The sequence below is a fragment of the Sphingomonas sp. CCH9-E2 genome (assembly GCF_001557215.1).
Classification (GTDB): Bacteria; Pseudomonadota; Alphaproteobacteria; order Sphingomonadales; family Sphingomonadaceae; genus Sphingomonas.
The window spans coordinates 1-18,130 of record NZ_LSJM01000054.1; the positions used below are offsets into that span (position 1 = coordinate 1).

Annotated in this window: 18 protein-coding genes and 1 other RNA gene; 16 read left to right on the forward strand and 3 right to left on the reverse strand. The window is 65.4% G+C overall.

Features of this window, described 5'->3' with window-relative positions; translation table 11 throughout:
• The 9 genes from infB to pnp form a co-directional block, all read left to right on the forward strand.
• Positions 1–2,005 (forward strand): translation initiation factor IF-2 (gene infB / locus AX681_RS02705; protein ID WP_066681615.1); only part of this gene is annotated, 2,005 nt, incomplete at its 5' end.
• A 121-nt stretch (positions 2,006–2,126) separates the two neighbouring features.
• Positions 2,127–2,531 (forward strand): 30S ribosome-binding factor RbfA, encoded by a 405-nt coding sequence (rbfA, locus tag AX681_RS02710; protein WP_066664816.1) that lies wholly within the window; start codon positions 2,127–2,129, stop codon positions 2,529–2,531.
• Between the two features lie 31 nt (positions 2,532–2,562).
• Positions 2,563–2,826, forward strand: a complete 264-nt coding sequence (locus AX681_RS02715) for an AbrB/MazE/SpoVT family DNA-binding domain-containing protein (RefSeq protein WP_066664818.1) — start codon at positions 2,563–2,565, stop codon at positions 2,824–2,826.
• Positions 2,823–3,215 carry a type II toxin-antitoxin system VapC family toxin gene (locus tag AX681_RS02720; RefSeq protein WP_066664821.1) on the forward strand — a complete coding sequence of 131 codons (393 nt, stop codon included), beginning with the start codon at positions 2,823–2,825 and terminating at the stop codon, positions 3,213–3,215. The genes AX681_RS02715 and AX681_RS02720 overlap by 4 nt, the downstream gene beginning before the upstream one ends.
• Positions 3,216–3,800: a thymidine kinase gene (locus AX681_RS02725; RefSeq protein WP_066664825.1), complete on the forward strand. Its 585-nt coding sequence runs from the start codon at positions 3,216–3,218 to the stop codon at positions 3,798–3,800.
• 205 nt (positions 3,801–4,005) lie between these two features.
• Positions 4,006–4,698, forward strand: coding sequence for a hypothetical protein (locus AX681_RS02730; RefSeq protein ID WP_066664828.1), 693 nt, complete (start codon positions 4,006–4,008; stop codon positions 4,696–4,698).
• Between the two features lie 10 nt (positions 4,699–4,708).
• Positions 4,709–5,629, forward strand: a complete 921-nt coding sequence (gene truB, locus AX681_RS02735; RefSeq protein ID WP_066664831.1) for a tRNA pseudouridine(55) synthase TruB — start codon at positions 4,709–4,711, stop codon at positions 5,627–5,629.
• Entirely contained in the window at positions 5,626–5,895 is a 270-nt protein-coding gene (rpsO, locus tag AX681_RS02740; RefSeq protein WP_066664838.1) for a 30S ribosomal protein S15, read from the forward strand. Before truB ends, rpsO begins: the two co-directional genes overlap by 4 nt.
• Positions 5,896–6,076: 181 nt before the next feature.
• Entirely contained in the window at positions 6,077–8,413 is a 2,337-nt protein-coding gene (gene pnp, locus AX681_RS02745; RefSeq protein WP_066664841.1) for a polyribonucleotide nucleotidyltransferase, read from the forward strand.
• A gap of 65 nt (positions 8,414–8,478) precedes the next feature.
• On the opposite strand, the gene AX681_RS02750 is transcribed toward pnp, so the two are convergent.
• Positions 8,479–9,804, reverse strand: a complete 1,326-nt coding sequence (locus tag AX681_RS02750; protein WP_066664843.1) for a DUF4118 domain-containing protein — start codon at positions 9,802–9,804, stop codon at positions 8,479–8,481.
• A 125-nt stretch (positions 9,805–9,929) separates the two neighbouring features.
• Between AX681_RS02750 and AX681_RS02755 the strand changes: the two genes are divergently transcribed.
• From AX681_RS02755 to AX681_RS02765, 3 genes are all read left to right on the forward strand, one after another.
• Positions 9,930–11,837: a potassium transporter Kup gene (locus tag AX681_RS02755; RefSeq protein ID WP_066664863.1), complete on the forward strand. Its 1,908-nt coding sequence runs from the start codon at positions 9,930–9,932 to the stop codon at positions 11,835–11,837.
• An 86-nt stretch (positions 11,838–11,923) separates the two neighbouring features.
• Positions 11,924–13,744 carry a DUF885 domain-containing protein gene (locus tag AX681_RS02760; protein WP_066664845.1) on the forward strand — a complete coding sequence of 607 codons (1,821 nt, stop codon included), beginning with the start codon at positions 11,924–11,926 and terminating at the stop codon, positions 13,742–13,744.
• Positions 13,741–14,886, forward strand: a complete 1,146-nt coding sequence (locus AX681_RS02765; RefSeq protein WP_231733862.1) for a serine hydrolase domain-containing protein — start codon at positions 13,741–13,743, stop codon at positions 14,884–14,886. Before AX681_RS02760 ends, AX681_RS02765 begins: the two co-directional genes overlap by 4 nt.
• A 38-nt stretch (positions 14,887–14,924) precedes the next feature.
• Here the strand turns inward: AX681_RS02765 and ssrA are convergent.
• Positions 14,925–15,269, reverse strand: a transfer-messenger RNA (tmRNA) gene (ssrA, locus tag AX681_RS02770).
• 47 nt (positions 15,270–15,316) lie between these two features.
• Here ssrA and AX681_RS02775 point away from each other — a divergent pair.
• On the forward strand, positions 15,317–15,748 hold the full coding sequence (locus tag AX681_RS02775) for an RrF2 family transcriptional regulator (protein ID WP_066664846.1): 432 nt from the start codon (positions 15,317–15,319) through the stop codon (positions 15,746–15,748).
• Here AX681_RS02775 and mscL read toward each other — a convergent pair.
• Positions 15,745–16,200, reverse strand: coding sequence for a large conductance mechanosensitive channel protein MscL (gene mscL, locus AX681_RS02780; protein WP_066664852.1), 456 nt, complete (start codon positions 16,198–16,200; stop codon positions 15,745–15,747). The genes AX681_RS02775 and mscL overlap by 4 nt on opposite strands.
• Before the next feature lie 142 nt (positions 16,201–16,342).
• Between mscL and AX681_RS02785 the strand changes: the two genes are divergently transcribed.
• The 3 genes from AX681_RS02785 to AX681_RS02795 form a co-directional block, all read left to right on the forward strand.
• Positions 16,343–16,927: a LemA family protein gene (locus AX681_RS02785; RefSeq protein ID WP_066664855.1), complete on the forward strand. Its 585-nt coding sequence runs from the start codon at positions 16,343–16,345 to the stop codon at positions 16,925–16,927.
• A gap of 23 nt (positions 16,928–16,950) precedes the next feature.
• Positions 16,951–17,433, forward strand: a complete 483-nt coding sequence (locus tag AX681_RS02790) for a TPM domain-containing protein (RefSeq protein WP_197422068.1) — start codon at positions 16,951–16,953, stop codon at positions 17,431–17,433.
• Positions 17,430–18,130: TPM domain-containing protein (locus AX681_RS02795; RefSeq protein WP_066681616.1), on the forward strand; the 701-nt coding region annotated here is incomplete at its 3' end. The genes AX681_RS02790 and AX681_RS02795, both read left to right, overlap by 4 nt.

The window sequence follows — 18,130 nt, forward strand, 5'->3', positions numbered from 1 at the left end:
CACTGGCGGCGGTGCCGCTGCGCCGCGTTCGACCAATCTCGGCCCGAACCGCGCCCCGGCGCGTGCGCCCGAACCGCAGCGTCCGCAGCAGCGGGACCGCAAGGGCGACGAGCGTCGCGGCGGCAAGCTGACCGTCAACCGCGCGCTGGGTGGCGACGATGGTGCGCGTGCGCGCAGCCTCGCCGCGCTCAAGCGCGCGCGTGACAAGGAACGCCGCCACACCGGCCCGCGCGAGCCGCAGGCCAAGCAGATCCGTGACGTGCAGGTGCCGGAGGCGATCACCGTCGCCGAACTCGCCAACCGCATGGCTGAAAAGGGTGCGGATCTGGTCAAGGCGCTGTTCAAGATGGGCATGCCCGTCACGCTGACCCAGACGATCGATCAGGACACCGCCGAACTGCTGGTGACCGAATTCGGCCACAACATCGTGCGCGTGTCCGATTCCGACATCGACCTTGCCGTCGACACGGTCGAGGATGCCGAGGATACGCTGAAGGTGCGTCCGCCGGTGGTGACGATCATGGGCCATGTCGATCACGGCAAGACCAGCCTGCTCGACGCGCTGCGCGGCACCGATGTGGTGCGCGGCGAAGCCGGCGGCATCACCCAGCATATCGGCGCGTATCAGGTCACGCTGAAGGACAAGTCGAAGATCACCTTCCTCGACACGCCGGGCCACGAAGCATTTTCGGAGATGCGCGCGCGCGGCGCGAACGTCACCGACATCGTCGTGCTGGTGGTCGCCGCCGATGACGGCCTGATGCCGCAGACGATCGAGGCGATCAACCACACCAAGGCGGCCGGCGTGCCGATGATCGTGGCGATCAACAAGATCGACAAGCCCGAAGCCAATGCCCAGCGCGTGCGCGAGCGTCTGCTGGAGCATGACATTCAGGTCGAGGCGATGGGCGGCGACACCCAAGACGTCGAAGTGTCGGCCAAGGAGAAGATCAACCTCGACGAACTGATCGAGAAGATCCAGCTGCAGGCCGAGCTGATGGAGTTGCGCGCCAATCCCGACCGCGCGGCCGAGGGCAATGTGGTCGAGGCGAAGCTCGACAAGGGCCGCGGCCCGGTCGCGACGATCCTCGTCACGCGCGGCACGCTCAAGGTCGGCGACGTGTTCGTGGTCGGCGCGGAGAGCGGGAAGGTCCGCGCGCTGATCGACGACAAGGGCCGCCAGATCAAGGAAGCGGGTCCGTCGATGCCGGTCGAGATCCTCGGCCTGTCGGGCGTGCCGATGGCCGGCGACCTGCTGCAGGTGGTCGAGAACGAAGCGCGTGCGCGTGAAGTTGCGGCCTATCGCGCCAGCGTGATACAGCAGAAGCGCACGACCAACACCCCGGCGAGCCTCGAGAGCATGTTCAGTGCGCTCAAGGAAAAGCAGGCGATGGAATATCCGCTGGTGGTCAAGGCGGACACCCAGGGCACGGTCGAGGCGATCGTCGCGGCGATCAACAAGATCAGCACCGACGACATCAAGGCGCGCGTGCTGCATGCGGGCGTCGGCGGCATTACCGAAAGCGACGTGAACGCGGCTGCGGCCTCGGGCGCGCCGATCATCGGCTTCAACGTCCGCCCGAACGCCAAGGCGCGCGAGATCGCCGATCGCCACAAGGTCGCGTTCAAATATTATGACGTGATCTACGAACTCACCGACGAGATCCGCGCCGGCATGGCGGGGCAGCTCGGTCCGGAGGCGTTCGAAACCGTGGTCGGCCGCGCCGAAATCCGCGAGGTCTTCTCGGCGGGCAAGCATGGCAAGGCAGCGGGTCTGCTGGTCACCGACGGCGCGATCCGCAAGGCGCTCAAGGCCCGCATCACGCGCGACGACGTCATCATCTACCAGGGCGAGATCGCGTCGCTGCGCCGCTTCAAGGACGATGTCGCCGAAGTCCGCGCAGGTCTGGAATGCGGTGTGACGTTCAGCCAGAACTTCACCGACATCAAGCCGGGCGACTTCCTCGAAACCTTCGAGGTCGAGCTGCGCGAACGGACGCTGTAATCAAATAGCCCTCTTCCCTTCAGGGGAGAGGGTTGGGAGAGGGGCCTGTCCCTCAGCCGGACGGTGGCAGTCTCGAACTGCCCCTCTCCCCGGCCCTCTCCCCTGAGGGGAGAGGGAGTTCATGAAACACAACGAAACCCCCGAAACCCGTTCCGTCCGCCTGCTGCGCGTGGGGGAGCAGGTGCGCCATATCCTGTCCGACATCCTCACGCGCGGGGAGGTGCATGACGATGTGCTGACCAGCCATGTCGTCAGCGTCACCGAAGTGCGCATGTCGCCCGACCTGCGCCACGCCACTGTCTTCGTGAAGCCGCTGCTCGGCAAGGACGAGGACGCGGTGATCAAGGCGCTGCGCACCAACACCGCCTATCTGCAGCGTGAAGTCGCCGGGCGGATGAAGATGAAATATGCCGCGAAGCTCAAATTCCTGGCGGATGAGAGCTTCGACGAGGGCAGCCATATCGACCACCTGCTGCGCGACCCCAAGGTGGCGCGCGACTTGGACAATGCAGACGGGAGCGATTGACAGATGATGCGGTAAGACGCATCTTACCGCCATGAACGCCTTTACCAGATTGTCGGACAAGGGTCAGGTCGTCGTGCCGAAAGCGTCGCGCGATCGGCTGGGCTGGCAGCCGGGCGTGGAACTCGAAGTTATCGAAAGCGCCGATTCCGTCACGTTGCGGCCGCGGCGCGGTGCCGGCACGCTGAAGGTCAATGATGCGGTCAGCCGACTGCGGGGCATGTACCGGCACGAAGGTGAGCCGGTACCGGTCGAACAGCTGAGCTGGAGCCCGGAGCTGGAAGATCCTGACGCGTGAAGTCGGTCGATACGAATGTCCTCGCCCGCTTCATTCTTGGCGATCACCCGGAACAGGGTCAGCGCGCCGTTGAGATTCTGCGCGAACCGGTGTGGATCTCGTTCAGTGTCTGGCTTGAACTGGGTTGGGTGCTGAGCAAGCGGCTCGGTCTGGATCGCGCGATTGTAGCCGACATGCTGGGAACGATCCTGACGATCGACACCGTGCACGCACCGGATTCGGCGGGCTTGTCATGGGCGATTGAACGCTATCGGGCCGGGGCGGATTGGAGCGATATGATTCACCTGATCTGTGCCGACGGGATCGCCGACCACTTCGTGACATTCGACCGCGCTTTGGCGGCTCGGGCTGGCACCAACGCGCCACTGCGCATCGAGACCGTGTACTGAATGGCCAAGCTCTATTTCTACTATGCCAGCATGAACGCGGGAAAATCGACCACGCTGTTGCAGGCCGATTTCAACTACCGCGAACGCGGCATGCGCACCTTGCTGTTCACCGCCGCGATCGATGACCGTTCGGGCGTGGGGCGGATCGCGTCGCGGATCGGACTGGACATGCCGGCCACCGGTTTTGCCGCCGACACCGATCTGCGCCTCCAGGTCGAGCGGGAGATGGATCATGGCCCGGTCCACTGCGTGCTGGTCGACGAGGCGCAGTTTCTGAGCGCGGCGCAAGTCGATCAGCTTGCTGCGGTCGCCGATGTGCTGGGGATCCCGGTGCTGGCCTACGGCCTGCGCACCGACTTTCGTGGCGCGCTGTTTCCCGGATCGGCGCGGCTGCTGGCGCTGGCCGACGCGCTGGTCGAGATCAAGTCGGTGTGCCGCTGCGGGCGCAAGGCGACGATGAACCTGCGCGTCGATGCCGACGGGCGGGCCGTGGCCGATGGCGCACAGACGGAGATTGGCGGGAACGACCGCTATATCGCGCTATGTCGTCGCCACTTCACCGAAGCGCTCGCTGGCGCTGAATAACGCATTGTTATTGATCGGCACCGGCCCGCTCCCCCACCCGGCCACCCATCAGGATACTCTGGTGTGAGTGGCCGGGTGGGGGAGCGGGCCGGTGCCGTTTCAGCAGCGTAGCTGAACCGAAACGTCCCGTTCCGTAACGGCAGCCGAACACGAATCGGGTGGAGCCATGCGCATCCTTCGGCCACGGTAGCAACCGGGGGGACGCATGCAGTCGATCATCGAATCGCTGGCTGTCTGGGCGCTGCCAGCGATTGCGGCGGTGCTGCTGCACGATGCCGCACAGCGCATGGTGGCGGACTGGCTGCCTGCCGAGGTCGATGCGCCCGCGACACCGCCCAGTTGCATGCCTCGCTTCCTGCGCGCGGTTGACCCCGTAGGGACCGTGATCGTCCCGATTGCGCTCGCACTGTCGGGCGCACCGGTGTTCGGCTGGCCGCGTTATCGTCCCTTTGCGGTAGGCGAGGATGCATTGGCGCGACGGCGGCGACTGGCGAGCGCGCTGGCCGGGCCGGTGGCGAGCTTCGCCGCGGCTTTGGTCGGCGCGGTGGCGTTGGGGGCGATCGTTGCCGCGCTGGGCGGCACGATGCCGTCGGAGGGCGTTGGTTGGCTGATCACGTCCAACCTGTTCAACTTCATCCTGGCCAATGCGTGCATGACCAGCTTTCACCTGCTTCCGGTCCCGCCCTTCGACATGGGGCGGGCATTGAGCGCGCTGCTTCCGGTCCCGCTGCGCCAGAAGCTGCGCCGGGCCGGGCGGCTGGTGGTGCTGGCGGTGATTGCAACGGTGGTGGCGATCCCGCTGCTCGACCCGTATACGCGCATCGGCGAGTGGGTCGCCGCTCCGATGATCAATGCGATCACGCGCTTTGTGCTTGGGCTGGTGAACCTCACCGTCTAGGCGGTCGGCCATGCATGGCTGGATCATTCTCGACAAGCCGCTGGGGCTCGGCTCGACCCAGGGGGTGAGCGCGGTCAAGCGCGCCCTGCGCGATTGCGGCTATGGGCCGAAGCTGCGCGATCTGCCCAAGGTCGGGCATGGCGGCACGCTCGATCCCCTGGCGACCGGGGTGCTGCCGATCGCGGTAGGGGAGGCGACCAAGCTCGCCGGGCGGATGCTCGACAGCGACAAGGTGTATGACTTCACGATCCGCTTTGGCGTCGAGACCGATACGCTCGACCTCGAGGGGAAGGGGGTCGCGGAGTCCGCCGTGCGCCCGACGCGGGCAGCGATCGCGGCAATCCTGCCGCGTTTCACCGGGCCGATCGATCAGCTGCCGCCCGCCTATTCGGCGCTCAAGGTCGATGGTGAACGTGCCTATGACCTGGCACGCAAGGGGGAGACGGTCACGCTCGCGACCCGCGCGGTGACGATCCACGCGCTGACGCTGGGCGAAACCACGCCCGAATCGGCGACGCTCACCGCGTCGGTGTCGAAGGGCACCTATATCCGCAGCTTGGCGCGCGACATTGCCCTGGCGCTGGGCAGCGTCGGGCATGTCACCATGTTGCGGCGGGTCAAGGCGGGGCCGTTCACCCTCGATTCGGCGATATCGCTGGACAAACTGGCGCAATCCGCTATGGGCCGCACCCTTGAACACTGCCTCCTGCCGCTGAGGGCGGGGCTGGACGACATCCCGGCTCTATTCCTCGAACCCGGTCAGGCAGGGGCGCTCCGTCAGGGGAAGGTGCTGACCGGGATTGCCGCGAATGATGGCCAATACTTCGCGCTGGACGGCGAAACGCCGGTCGCGCTGGTCGAGGTTTCGGACGGAAACGTCCGTGTCGTGCGCGGCTTCAACCTGCAGATGATGTCGAAGGAAGAACCATGACGATCACGACCGAGCGCAAGGCAGAACTGACCAAGGAACATGGCCGCAACGAAGGTGACACGGGCAGCCCCGAAGTCCAGATTGCGATCCTGACCGAGCGCATCGTCAACCTGACCGAGCATTTCAAGGGCCATGCGAAGGACAACCATTCGCGCCGCGGCCTGCTGATGATGGTCAACAAGCGCCGCAGCCTCCTCGACTACCTCCGCAAGACGGACGGGGATCGCTACACCGCACTCATCGCGAAGCTGGGGCTTCGCAAGTAACCGGAAAGGCGGCCTTCGGGTCGCCTTTTTGCCATTTCGGGCACCCGCCCGAATTCCCTGGGTCGCCGGCAATCCGGCCAGCGGCCCGTATCACAGGGGTGACGTCACCCCGCACCGCGCCGGCCGGACAGCCTGCACATAGGCCCCGGATGCATTGGGCATCCGGTCCAAAGGAAATCAAATGTTCGACAAGAAGACCGTATCGATCGAGTGGGGCGGACAAACCCTGACACTCGAAACGGGCAAGGTTGCCCGTCAGGCCGATGGCGCCATCATGGCGACGCTCGGCGAAACCGTCGTGCTCTGCGCCGTCACGGCCGCGAAGAGCGTGAAGGACGGGCAGGATTTCTTCCCGCTCACCGTCCATTATCAGGAGAAATATTCGGCTGCGGGTCGCATCCCCGGCGGCTTCTTCAAGCGTGAGCGTGGCGCGACCGAGAAGGAAACCCTGGTCAGCCGCCTGATCGACCGTCCGATCCGCCCGCTGTTCCCGGAAGGCTTCTACAACGAGATCAACGCCATCGCTCAGGTGCTGAGCTATGATGGCGAGAACGAGCCGGACATTCTGGCGATGATCGCCGCGTCGGCCGCCCTCACCATTTCGGGCGTGCCCTTCATGGGCCCGATCGGCGCCGCGCGCGTCGGTTACCTGAACGGCGAATATATCCTGAACCCGACCGACGAACAGGTTGCCGAGGGCGATCTGGACCTCGTCGTCGCCGCCACCCACGACGCGGTGATGATGGTCGAATCCGAAGCCAATGAGCTGTCGGAAGAGATCATGCTGGGTGCCGTGCTGTTCGCGCATGATGCGTGCAAGGAAGTCGTCAAGGCGATCATCAAGCTCGCCGAGCAGGCCGCCAAGGATCCGTGGGAAATGGCAGCGTCGGACGACAACGCCAAGATCAAGGACAAGCTCAAGAAGCTGATCGGCAAGGACATTGCTGCCGCCTACAAGCTGACCGACAAGTCGGCCCGTTCGAACGCACTTAACGAAGCGCGCGCGAAGGCGAAGGCGCAGTTCATCGAGGACGGCCTGTCGCCGCAGGACGTGATGGCCGGCATCAAGCTGACCAAGAAGCTGGAAGCCGAGATCGTCCGGGGCGACATCCTCAAGACCGGTAAGCGCATCGACGGTCGCACCACGACCCAGATCCGCCCGATCCTTGCAGAAACGCACTTCCTGCCGCGTGCGCACGGCTCGGCGCTGTTTACCCGCGGCGAGACCCAGACCATCGCCACCTGCACTCTCGGCACCAAGGACGCCGAGCAGATGATCGATGGGCTGAACGGCCTCAGCTACCAGCATTTCATGCTGCACTATAATTTCCCGCCCTATTCGGTCGGTGAAGTCGGCCGCTTCGGCGCGCCGGGCCGTCGCGAAGTCGGTCATGGCAAGCTGGCGTGGCGCGCGCTGCACCCGGTGCTGCCGAAGAAGGAAGACTTCCCCTATACGATCCGCCTGACCAGCGACATCACCGAGTCGAACGGCTCGTCGTCGATGGCGTCGGTGTGCGGCGGCAGCCTGGCGATGATGGACGCCGGCGTGCCGATCAAGCGTCCGGTGTCGGGTATCGCCATGGGCCTGATCCTCGAGGGCAAGGATTATGCGATTCTGTCCGACATCCTGGGCGACGAGGATCACCTCGGCGACATGGACTTCAAGGTTGCGGGCACGTCCGAAGGCATCACCACGATGCAGATGGACATCAAGATCGCCGGCATCACGCGCGAGATCTTCGAAGCCGCGCTGGCGCAGGCCAAGGAAGGCCGCGCGCACATCCTGGGTGAGATGAACAAGGCGCTGGGCGAAGTCCGCACCGAGCTTTCGGCGCACGCCCCGCGCATCGAGACGATGCAGATCGACAAGTCGAAGATCCGCGACGTCATCGGGACCGGCGGCAAGGTGATCCGCGAGATCGTTGCGACCACCGGCGCCAAGGTCGACATCGATGACGAGGGGATCATCAAGATCAGCTCGTCCGACGTCAGCCAGATCGAAGCCGCGATGAACTGGATCAAGGGCATCGTCGAAGAGGCCGAGGTCGGCAAGATCTACACCGGCAAGGTCGTCAACCTCGTCGATTTCGGCGCGTTCGTGAACTTCATGGGCGGCAAGGACGGCCTGGTTCACGTGTCCGAGATCAAGAACGAGCGCGTCGAGAAGGTCAGCGACGTCCTGAGCGAAGGCCAGGAGGTCAAGGTCAAGGTGCTCGAGATCGACCAGCGCGGCAAGGTGCGCCTGTCGATGCGCGTCGTCGACCAGGAAACCGGTGCCGAGCTGGAGGATACCCGTCCGGCCCGCGAACCGCGTGAGCGCGGCGAGCGCGGCGACCGCGAAGGCGGCCGTGGCGGCGATCGCCGTCGTGAAGGCGGCCGTGGCGGCGACCGCGATCGCGGCCCGCGCCGCGACCGTGGCGACCGCAACGACCGTCCGCGCGGCGAGCGTTCGGAGTCGAAGGATGACGGCGGCGAGATCGGCCTCCCGGCATTCCTGACCGGCGGCAGCGACGACTGATCGTCCGCCGATCGCAACAATGAAGGGGGCTCCGGGAAACCGGGGCCCTTTTTCGTTGCTGGATGTCAGTCGATCTTGAGCCGGTAGCCGACCGCCGGTTCGTTCACGATCAGTTCGGGGTGCGCGGGGTCGCGCTCCAGCTTGAGGCGCAAGGCGCGGATCGCGACGCGCAGATAATCGATCTGCTTTTCCTGCGCCGGCCCCCATACTGTCCTGAGCAGATGGGCGTGGGTCAGGACCCGCCCGGGGTGCCGGGCGAGTTCGGCCAGCACCGCATAGTCCTTGGGCGGCAAATGGACCGGGTCGCCGTCGCGGAACACGCTGCGCCGGAACAGGTCGATTGTGACCCCGCCGATCGCGATCGATCGCTGGTCCGCGTCCGGCTCCAGTTCGATCAGATTGGCCAGATAGCGCTCGATTCGGTTCGACTCTGCGCCGATCGTGCCGAGCAGCTCGCGGTCACTGGCACCCTGGCGCCGCAGCGCGTCGACCGTCTCGGCGATCTGGCGCACCGGCTGCCCCAGATCCTGGCCGATCGATGCCAGCAGGGTCGAGCGCACCTGATCGCGCTCGCGCAGCCGCGCGAACTCGCGCGCTTCGCTCTCCAGCCGGCTGCGCTCCAATGCCAGCGCGACTTGGTCGAGCAGGCTCTCCAGCACCCGAAGTTGACCCCGCGTAATGGCGGGAACCCCGTCGTTGCGGCCAAAGCCGATGGTGGCGATGACCGCATGGCCCGATCTGACCGGGTGAAACTGCCATTCGGTCGGAACGCTGCGCGCCAGCCCGCGCCCGGCGCTCGTGCCGCTGTCGAGCACCAGCGCGGCGACGGCGATATCTGCCGGGGTCAGTTCCATCGGTGTCGGCGCGCTGGCGAGGACCGCCGGTTCGGGACGCCCGCGCGCCAGCACTACATTGCAGCCAAAGATCGCGCTCAGCGCGTCGGCGCTGCCCATGACGACCTCGCGCTCGCTGGCACAGCCGAGCAGCTTTCCGGCCAGCCCGGCGATCGTCGCGTTGCGCTCGGCCTCCTCGCGCGCGCGCTGCGCCTGATAGCGGACCGATGCGGCGAGCTGGCTCGTCACGATGGCGATGGCGAACAGCGCCAGCACGGTCAGCACGTCATTGGGCTGATCGATATGAAAGCTGAGCCGCGGCGCGGTGAAATAGAAATTATACGCAAGCGCCGCCGCCGTCGCCGCGAACAGCGCGGGTCCGCGTCCGGCCAATATGGCAGCGGCGAGCACTGCGGGCAGATAGAGCAGGTCCACCGCCGAATTGCCCCAACGCGGAGCAATCGCCAGGCCGGCCAAGGTGGCGGCGGCGACGAGCAGGGCTGCCTCGACATAGCCGCGCAGCGCGCGGGCGGGGGTGTGAAAATGCAGGTCGGTCATAGCCGCTAGGTGCGCCCGCCATCGTCCGGCGTCGAGAGGGGGAGGGCGAGATTCGGCCATTCTTCATGGGGTTCGGCATCGAACCACATGGAATCTTCATGCCGCCCCGCCACACATCGCGCGCCATGACAAACAGCGTATCCCCTGCTGCCGCTGGCCACGTGCCCGGCACCCCCGCCCGCCAATCGCTCCCCGTGCTGATGCTCGGCGCCATCGGCGTCGTCTTTGGCGATATCGGCACCTCGCCGCTGTACGCACTGAAGGAAACGTTCAGCGGCGCGCACCCGCTGACCGTTTCTCAACCGCATGTGTTTGGCGTGCTCAGCCTGATCTTCTGGTCGCTGATGCTCGTTGTCACGATCAAATATGTGTTCGTCGCGATGCGCGCGGATAATGGCGGGGAGGGCGGTTCGTTCGCGCTGTTCGCGCTCATCTCGCGCCAGCTGGCGGATCGGCGCTGGACGACGGCGCTGGTGATGATGGCGGTGCTGGCGACCGCACTCTTCTATGGCGATGCGATGATCACCCCGGCGATCTCGGTCCTGTCCGCGGTCGAGGGGTTGACGGTGGTCGAGGCGCGGCTGGCACCGCTGGTGCTGCCGATCGCGATCGTGATCCTGATCGGCCTGTTTCTGATCCAGGCGCGCGGCACGGCCAGGGTCGGTGCAATCTTTGGCCCGGTGGTGCTCGTCTATATGGCGACGCTGGCGACGCTCGGCATCTGGAACATCGCGCAGCACCCGGAGATTCTGGGCGCCTTGAGCCCGCACTGGGCGGTGCTGTTTTTCGTGCAGGATCCCGTGCTCGCGTTTCTGGCGATGGGTTCGGTGTTCCTGGCCGTGACGGGCGCGGAAACGCTCTACGCCGATATGGGCCATTTTGGGCGCAAGGCGGTGGGCTTTTCGTGGCTGCTGCTCGCCTATCCCTGCCTGATGCTCAACTATTTCGGGCAGGGCGCGCTGCTGCTCGGGAGCCCGGAGGCGATCGCCAACCCCTTCTACCTGATGGCACCCGACTGGGCGCGGCTGCCACTGGTGCTGATCGCGACTGGCGCGACGGTGATCGCCAGCCAGGCGGTGATCTCGGGCGCCTTTTCGGTGACGCATCAGGCGGTTCAGCTCGGCTTCCTCCCGCGCCTGCGCATTTCGCATACCAGCGCGCATGCGGCGGGGCAGATCTATATCCCGGTGGTCAATTGGGGGCTGTTGCTGGCCGTGATCCTGCTGGTCCTGGGCTTTCGCGAATCGACCAACCTGGCCTCGGCCTATGGCATTGCGGTGAGCGGGACGATGATCATCACCACGCTGATGTTCGCGGTGCTGGTGTTCCGCGTGTGGAAGTGGAACCGTCTGCTCGCGACGCTGATGATCGCGCTGTTCCTGTTCGTCGACGGTATCTTCTTTGCCTCAAACCTCGCCAAGGTGCTGGACGGCGGCTGGTTCCCGTTGGTCGCCGCCGCCGCGATCTTCGCGATCCTGACCAGCTGGGCGCGCGGACGGATGCTGGTGCGCCAGCAGGTGGAGCAGGATGCGATGCCGATCGGGGTGTTCATCAAATCGGTTCAGTCGGTGCATCGTGTCGGCGGGACCGCGGTGTTCCTGTCGAGCGTGCCGGATGCCGTGCCGCCCGCGCTGCTGCACAACCTCAAGCATAATCAGGTAATCCATGACCGGGTGCTGATCCTGACCGTGAAGGTCGAAGACATCCCCCATGTCGCGACCGCCGACCGGGTGCGGTCGGCGCCGCTCGGCGGAAATTTCCACCGCGTCGTGCTCCATTACGGCTTCATGGAGGAGGTGGACGTGCCGCGCGATCTGGCGCTGGCGCGCAGTTGCGGTGCGCCGTTCGACATGATGCGCACCAGCTTTTTCCTTGGTCGGCAAAAACTGCTGCCCGCGCAGGATCAACCGGGCATGGCGTTGTGGCGCGAAAAGCTGTTCGCATGGCTGATGCAAAGCTCGGAGAGCGCGATGGAGTTTTTCAAGCTTCCCACCAATCGCGTCGTCGAACTGGGGAGTCAGGTGCGGATTTGAATGCAGAGCGGCCAGGCGACGCACATTGCCCGGCCCGGCAAGTGGCGGTAGCGTTGCGATAATCTTCCCCGATACAGGATGTGCCCGTGACGCTTCGCCTTGCTCTTTCAATCCTTCTGGCGGGCGTGGCCGCCCCTGCACTCGTGTCGAACTCCGCACCGCAGGAGGTGGCTGCCGACACCCGGGCGGAGGATGCCCGGCTCAACGCGTTTCTCGACGCCGCGTTCGATGCCAATGTCGCGCTGAGCCCGGAGAGCCAGACCGCACTCGGCCTCAAGACCAATTACGACAAGCTCGACGACTATACCCGCGCCGATGGCGCGAAACGAATGGCGATGGCCGAGGCGACGCTGAAGCAGATGCGCGCGCAGTTCGATCCCGCGAAGCTCGGCCCGCAGGCGCGGCTGAGCTATCGCCTGTTCGAAACCCAGGTCGAGCGGTCGCGCGCTGCGTACAAGTTCCGCGACTATGGCTTTCCGGTGTCGACCAATGGCAGCCCGGCGGGCCAGATCCCGGTGTTCCTGATCAACAATCACCGCGTCGACAGCGTGGCCGATGCGCGCGCCTATATCGCCCGTATCGGCGAGGTCGAGCGGGTGATGCGCGAGGTTGCGGCAACGATGCGCGATCAGGCGAAGAAGGGGATCGTCCCGCCCAAGATGGTGTTCAAGCCCGCGCGCGAGGATGCGCGCAAGGTCATCAGCGGTGCGCCGTTCGGCCCCGGGGCCGACAGCACCGTACTTGCCGATTTCCGCAAGAAGGTGGGGGCGCTCAAGATCGCCGATGCGGAGAAGGCGGCGCTGATCGCGGATGCCGAGAAAGCACTGACCGGACCGTTCAAGCGCGGCTTCGATACGCTGTTTGCGGTGCTGGACGCGATCGAGCCCAAGGCGAAGGGCAATGACGGCGCGTGGAGCCTGCCCAATGGCGCGGCCTTCTACGCCAACCGGCTGGCGCAGAATACAACGACCGATCTGACCGCCGACCAGATCCACCAGATCGGCCTCGATCAGGTCGCCGCGATCCGCAAGGAGATGGAGGCGGTCAAGACGCGGGTCGGCTATACCGGCACGCTAGAAAGCTTTTTCGACGCGATCCGCACCGATCCGAAGTTCAAATACCCCAACACCGATGCCGGTCGCGAAACCTATCTGACCGAAGCGCGCGCGGTCATCGCGAAGATGATGGATGCCGCGCCGCGCTGGTTCCACCGCCTGCCCAAGGCGAAGCTGGAGGTCCGCGCGGTGGAGAAATGGCGCGAGGGGACCGCGTCGGTCGCCTTCTATAACCGCCCCGCGCCCGACGGGTCGCGGCCCGGCATCTATTATGTCAACCTTGCCAATATGGATCAGGTGCAGAAGATCCAGCTGGAGGGGATTGCGGTGCATGAAGGCGCACCGGGCCATCATTTCCAGATCGCGCGCGCGATGGAGCTGGAGGGACTGCCCAAGTTCCGCCGCTTCGGCGGGTACAGCGTCTATAGCGAGGGCTGGGGCCTCTATACCGAGCGGCTGGCGAAAGAGATGGGCGCCTATGGCGATCCCTATTCCGAGTTCGGCATGCTCTCGCTCCAGATGTGGCGCGCGATCCGGCTGGTGACCGACACCGGCCTCCACGCGAAGAAATGGAGCCGCGAGCAGGCGATCGATTATTTCAAGGCGAACTCGTCGATCGCGGCGGCGGATATCGAGCGGGAGGTCAACCGCTACATCAACAATCCGGGGCAGGCGACGAGCTACATGATCGGCCAGCTCAAGATCGCGGAGCTGCGCAAGAAGGCGGAGTTGGCGCTGGGCGCTCGGTTCGACATTCGCGATTTCCATGAGGTGGTGCTGGCGAACGGCGCGGTGCCGCTGAACGTGCTGGAGGAAGAGGTCGACCGCTATATCGCGAGCAAACAGGGATGATGCGGGCGGCGGCGCTGCTTGGCTCCGTGCTGCTCGCCGGATGCGCGACCACCGGCCTGGCCGAAGTGCGGGTGGCGTTCGATGCCAAGGCGGTGACGGCGGCGCGTGCCAGCGGCTTGGCGGATCGCGCCACCGGGCGGCGCGTCACCGCGGATGATCCGGTGCGGATCGCCAGCATCTCCAAGCTGGTGGTCGCGCTCGGCGTCATGCGGATGGTGGAGGCGGGACAGCTCGACCTCGACCGTGACGTGTCGGAGGTTCTGGGCTGGCGCGTACGCAACCCCGCCTTTCCCGATGCGCCGGTGACGCTGCGCCAGTTGCTGTCGCATCAGTCGGGGCTGATCGATCCCGATGAGTATCGCGTGCCGCTCGGCGACCGGCTCGCCGATGTGATTGCGCGGCCGCAGCTGTGGGACGCGCAGCACCGGCCGGGCAGTCATTTCCGCTACGCCAATGTCGCCTTTCAGGTGATCGCGAGCGTGATGGAAAAGGCAGGCGGCGAGCGGTTCGACCGGCTGATGCAGCGCCATGTGCTCGCACCACTGAAACTCGACGCCTGCTTCAACTGGTCGACCTGTTCGGACGCCAAGATCGCACGGCATGTCGTGCTGTATCGCGCGAGCGGAGAAGTCGCGCTCGACGACCTCAAGGGCAAGCGCCCCGATTGTCCGGTAATCGCGAAAGATGGCTGCGCTCTGGAGGCGTATCGCCTCGGGGAGAATGGCGCGCTGTTTTCGCCGCAGGGCGGGCTGCGCGCGTCGATGCGCGATCTGGCGGCCATCGGAGCGATGCTGATCCGTAATGACGGGAGTTTCCTGAAACCCGCGTCGATCGCCGAGCTGGAGCGCGTTGCGTGGCGCTTCGACGGCGGCAATGGCGACACGAGCGGCGGCTTCTACTGCCAGTACGGGCTCGCGGTGACGACGCTGCCGACCCAGCGGCAGGGATGCGAAGACGATCTGTTCGGCGATGGCCGCACGCGCATCGGCCATGCGGGTGAAGCCTACGGCCTGCGCTCCGGCCTGTGGATCGACCGCGCGGCGGGGAAGGGCGTCGCCTTCTTCGCCACCGCCACCCCGCCGGCCAGCAAGGGGCGCTCGGCGTTCAGCGTCGAAGAAGAAAGGCTGGCAAAGGCGAAGTAAGTGGGGAGCTTCTGTTGCCCGGTGCCCCCCGTACCGCTGGAATCCGCTTCTGTTGCCCGGTGCGGTCCAACCGCGCATTTTAGTCTAACCTTAGTCCGTTAGGACTTGGGGTTAGGCCGCAATAGCGAGTGCTTCGTTATCGTTGGCACTTGTGTGTATGGGCCGTCGCGGTGGTCCCATTCCGAACGAAAACAGCGCTTTTCAACACACGTCGATCCTGGTTCGGCCCCGTCAGAAACGGTGTCCAGAAACACCACCTTATGGTGGAGCCGCCGGGTACTGCCCCCGGGTCCGCTGCGTCTATTGCACGCCACAATTTATCGTCATAGCCGGGCGAACCCGGCACCTTCCAATATAGGGACCGGAATCCGAATGAAAAGAGTAGGTTTTGGCCTTGTGCAGGCCATAAACCGCGCGCAAAGAACGTGCCATGCTCACTCAGCGCTCTCGTTATGCCCTGCGCGCCATGCTGTTTCTGGCCAAACAGCCGCGCGATGGCGCGCCGACGCCGATGACGCGCATCGCCGCCGAGGCCAATGTGCCGCGCAAGTTTCTCGAACTGATCCTCGCCGATCTGCGTGAGGCGGGGTTCATCCTGTCGACGCGCGGCAAGATGGGGGGGTACCGCCTCGCCCGCGCCAACCACCTGATCTCGCTGGGTGAAATCATCCGCGTGATCGAAGGGCCGCTGGCGCTGGTGCCGTGCGTCAGCCGCACCGCCTATCGCCCCTGCCTTGATTGCAAGGACGAGGCGAGCTGCGCGATCCGTCACGCCATGGCGCGCGTGCGCGACGAGACGGCGCGGATCCTCGACGGCACGAGCCTTGCGGACGCCACCGCCGAGGAACTGGCAGCGGCTTAACCCGCGTTCTTCTTCTTCAGTTCGTCGCGGATCTCGCGCAGCAGCACTATATCGGCCGGGTCGGCGGCCGGCTCTGCCATACCCTCGGCCTTTTCGCGCTCGGCGGCGGCGAGCACCTTGTTCACCGTGCGCACCAGCAGGAACACGATGAAAGCCAGGATCAGGAAGTTGATCACCACGGTGATGAACTGGCCAAATCCGAACAGCGGCACGCCCGCCGCCTTCAGCGCGGCATAGTTGGAGGTCGAGCCGGTATAGGTTGCCGGGATCGGGCCGAGACGGAAGAAATAGCTCGAGAAATCGAAACCGCCGAAAATCCAGCCGACGACCGGCATGATGATGTCGTCGGTCAGCGATTTGGTGATCGTCCCGAACGCCGCGCCGATGATGACGCCGACGGCGAGGTCGAGCACATTGCCGCGCGCGATGAAGGTCCGAAATTCCTTGAGCATAAGCTCCCCCTTGTGGTTGCCGATCGACGCTATCGAACGCGCGCGTGTGGGGCAAATATCCGGTTTCCATTGCGCCGGGGTCGGTCGGTCCCTAGATTTGCGGTGTCGTATCGATGCGACACACTATGAGGGACTCATCGCGATGAAGCTTCGTCTGGTTGCCGCGCTGGTTGCTGCGGCCATGCTGTCCGCCTGCGGGCTCAACAGCGTTCCGACCGCCGAGGAAAATGCGAAGGCGAAATGGGCGGAGGTGCAGAATCAGTATCAGCGCCGCGCCGATCTGATCCCCAACCTCGTTCAGACGGTGAAGGCTGCCGGTGCGCAGGAAAAGGCAGTTCTGGTCGAGGTGACCCAGGCACGCGCCGCCGCAACGCAGGTGCGCGTCAGCGACGCCGATTTGACCGATCCCGCCAAACTCGCCGCCTATGACCGCGTCCAGGCGGGCGTGACCCTGTCGCTGCAGCGGCTGCAGGAGGCGTATCCCGAGCTTAAGAGCCAGGCCAATTACGCCACGCTGATGACCCAGCTGGAGGGCACGGAGAACCGCATCGGCATCGCCCGCCGCGATTATAACGAGGCGGTGCAGAGCTATAACACGACCATCCGCACCTTCCCCGACGCGATCGGTGCCAAGATCTTCTACGGTGCCAAGCCGATGGCTCCGTTCCAAGCAACTACGCCCGGTGCTGACACCGCGCCCAAGGTCGATTTCGGGAACGGCAACTGATCGACTACCGCCTTCTGCCGCTCTTGCTCCTCGCCGGGTGCGGGACGGCAGGGTCGGGGCCGACGTCCGCTGCGTCGCCGACGCTGCCAGCGCTGACCGGGCGCGTCGTCGATGCGGCGGACCTGCTGCCAACGGACAAGGAGGCGTTGCTCGACCGTATGTTGCGAACCACCGAGCGCGCTACGCGCGGCCAGTTCGTCGTCGTCACCTTGCCCACGCTGAACGGTCGCAAGATCGAGGATGTCGGGATGGAGCTGGGCCGGACTTGGAAGATCGGTCGGGCAGATGTCGATGACGGTGTGATGCTGATCGTCGCGCCCAACGAGCGGCAGGTGCGGATCGAGGCCGGCTATGGCCTCGAAGGCGTGCTGCGCGACGAAGAGGCAAAGGCGATCACCACCGACACGATCATTTCGCGCATTCGTTCTGGCAATATGCCCGGGGCGATCCTGGCCGGCAGTGCCGCGATCATCCGGGAAATCAACGTACCGGGAGCAACGCCATGAGGTTCGTGCATCTGGTTCTCGCGCTGCTGCTCACCGCCTTTGCGGGGCAGGCGGCATCGGCGCAGACCTTTCCCAAGCTGACGGGGCGGGTGGTCGATGGCGCCGATCTGCTCAGTCCCGCGCAGGAGGCGGAGCTGTCCGCCATGTCGGAGGCCACCGAGAAGGCGACCGGGCGGCAGCTGGTGGTCGCCACCGTCCCGGACCTGCAGGGCTATCTGATCGAGGATTTCGGTTACCGGCTTGGTCGCGACTGGGGGATTGGGCAGAAGGACGCCGACAATGGCATCATCCTGCTGGTCGCGCCGAAGGAGCGCAAGGTGCGGATCGAGGTCGGCTATGGCCTTGAGCCGATCATGACCGACGCGCTGTCGGGGATGATCATCCGCGATACGATCATCCCGCGCTTCAAGGACAAGGACATGCCCGGCGGGATCATGGCGGGTGCGGCCGCGATCAACGAGCAGCTCAAGCTGCCGCTCGAAGCCGCCGAGGCGCGGGCCAAGCAGCTGATCGACAGCGGCAAGTCGCGCAAGAAGGACGGGGCGGGGGCGATCGTGCTGATCTTCTGGATCGCGATCCTGTTGTTCGTGGTCCTGCCGATCCTGATCGGTGCGGCGCGCGGCAAGAAATATCGCCGGGGCCGGGCGCCGGTGGTGATCTGGGGTCCTGGTTGGGGCGGCGGCGGGTCGTCCTGGGG

Bases quoted from the DNA above. Each gene is read 5' to 3' on its own strand.
- pnp (WP_066664841.1), top strand. From the start codon at position 6,077: ATGTTCGACAAGAAGACCGTATCGATCGAGTGGGGCGGACAAACCCTG.
- truB (WP_066664831.1), top strand. From the start codon at position 4,709: ATGCATGGCTGGATCATTCTCGACAAGCCGCTGGGGCTCGGCTCGACC.
- AX681_RS02750 (WP_066664843.1), bottom strand. From the start codon at position 9,804: ATGACCGACCTGCATTTTCACACCCCCGCCCGCGCGCTGCGCGGCTAT.
- AX681_RS02730 (WP_066664828.1), top strand. From the start codon at position 4,006: ATGCAGTCGATCATCGAATCGCTGGCTGTCTGGGCGCTGCCAGCGATT.
- rpsO (WP_066664838.1), top strand. From the start codon at position 5,626: ATGACGATCACGACCGAGCGCAAGGCAGAACTGACCAAGGAACATGGC.
- rbfA (WP_066664816.1), top strand. From the start codon at position 2,127: ATGAAACACAACGAAACCCCCGAAACCCGTTCCGTCCGCCTGCTGCGC.
- AX681_RS02775 (WP_066664846.1), top strand. From the start codon at position 15,317: ATGCTCACTCAGCGCTCTCGTTATGCCCTGCGCGCCATGCTGTTTCTG.
- mscL (WP_066664852.1), bottom strand. From the start codon at position 16,200: ATGCTCAAGGAATTTCGGACCTTCATCGCGCGCGGCAATGTGCTCGAC.
- AX681_RS02755 (WP_066664863.1), top strand. From the start codon at position 9,930: ATGACAAACAGCGTATCCCCTGCTGCCGCTGGCCACGTGCCCGGCACC.
- AX681_RS02765 (WP_231733862.1), top strand. From the start codon at position 13,741: ATGATGCGGGCGGCGGCGCTGCTTGGCTCCGTGCTGCTCGCCGGATGC.
- AX681_RS02715 (WP_066664818.1), top strand. From the start codon at position 2,563: ATGAACGCCTTTACCAGATTGTCGGACAAGGGTCAGGTCGTCGTGCCG.
- AX681_RS02725 (WP_066664825.1), top strand. From the start codon at position 3,216: ATGGCCAAGCTCTATTTCTACTATGCCAGCATGAACGCGGGAAAATCG.
- AX681_RS02785 (WP_066664855.1), top strand. From the start codon at position 16,343: ATGAAGCTTCGTCTGGTTGCCGCGCTGGTTGCTGCGGCCATGCTGTCC.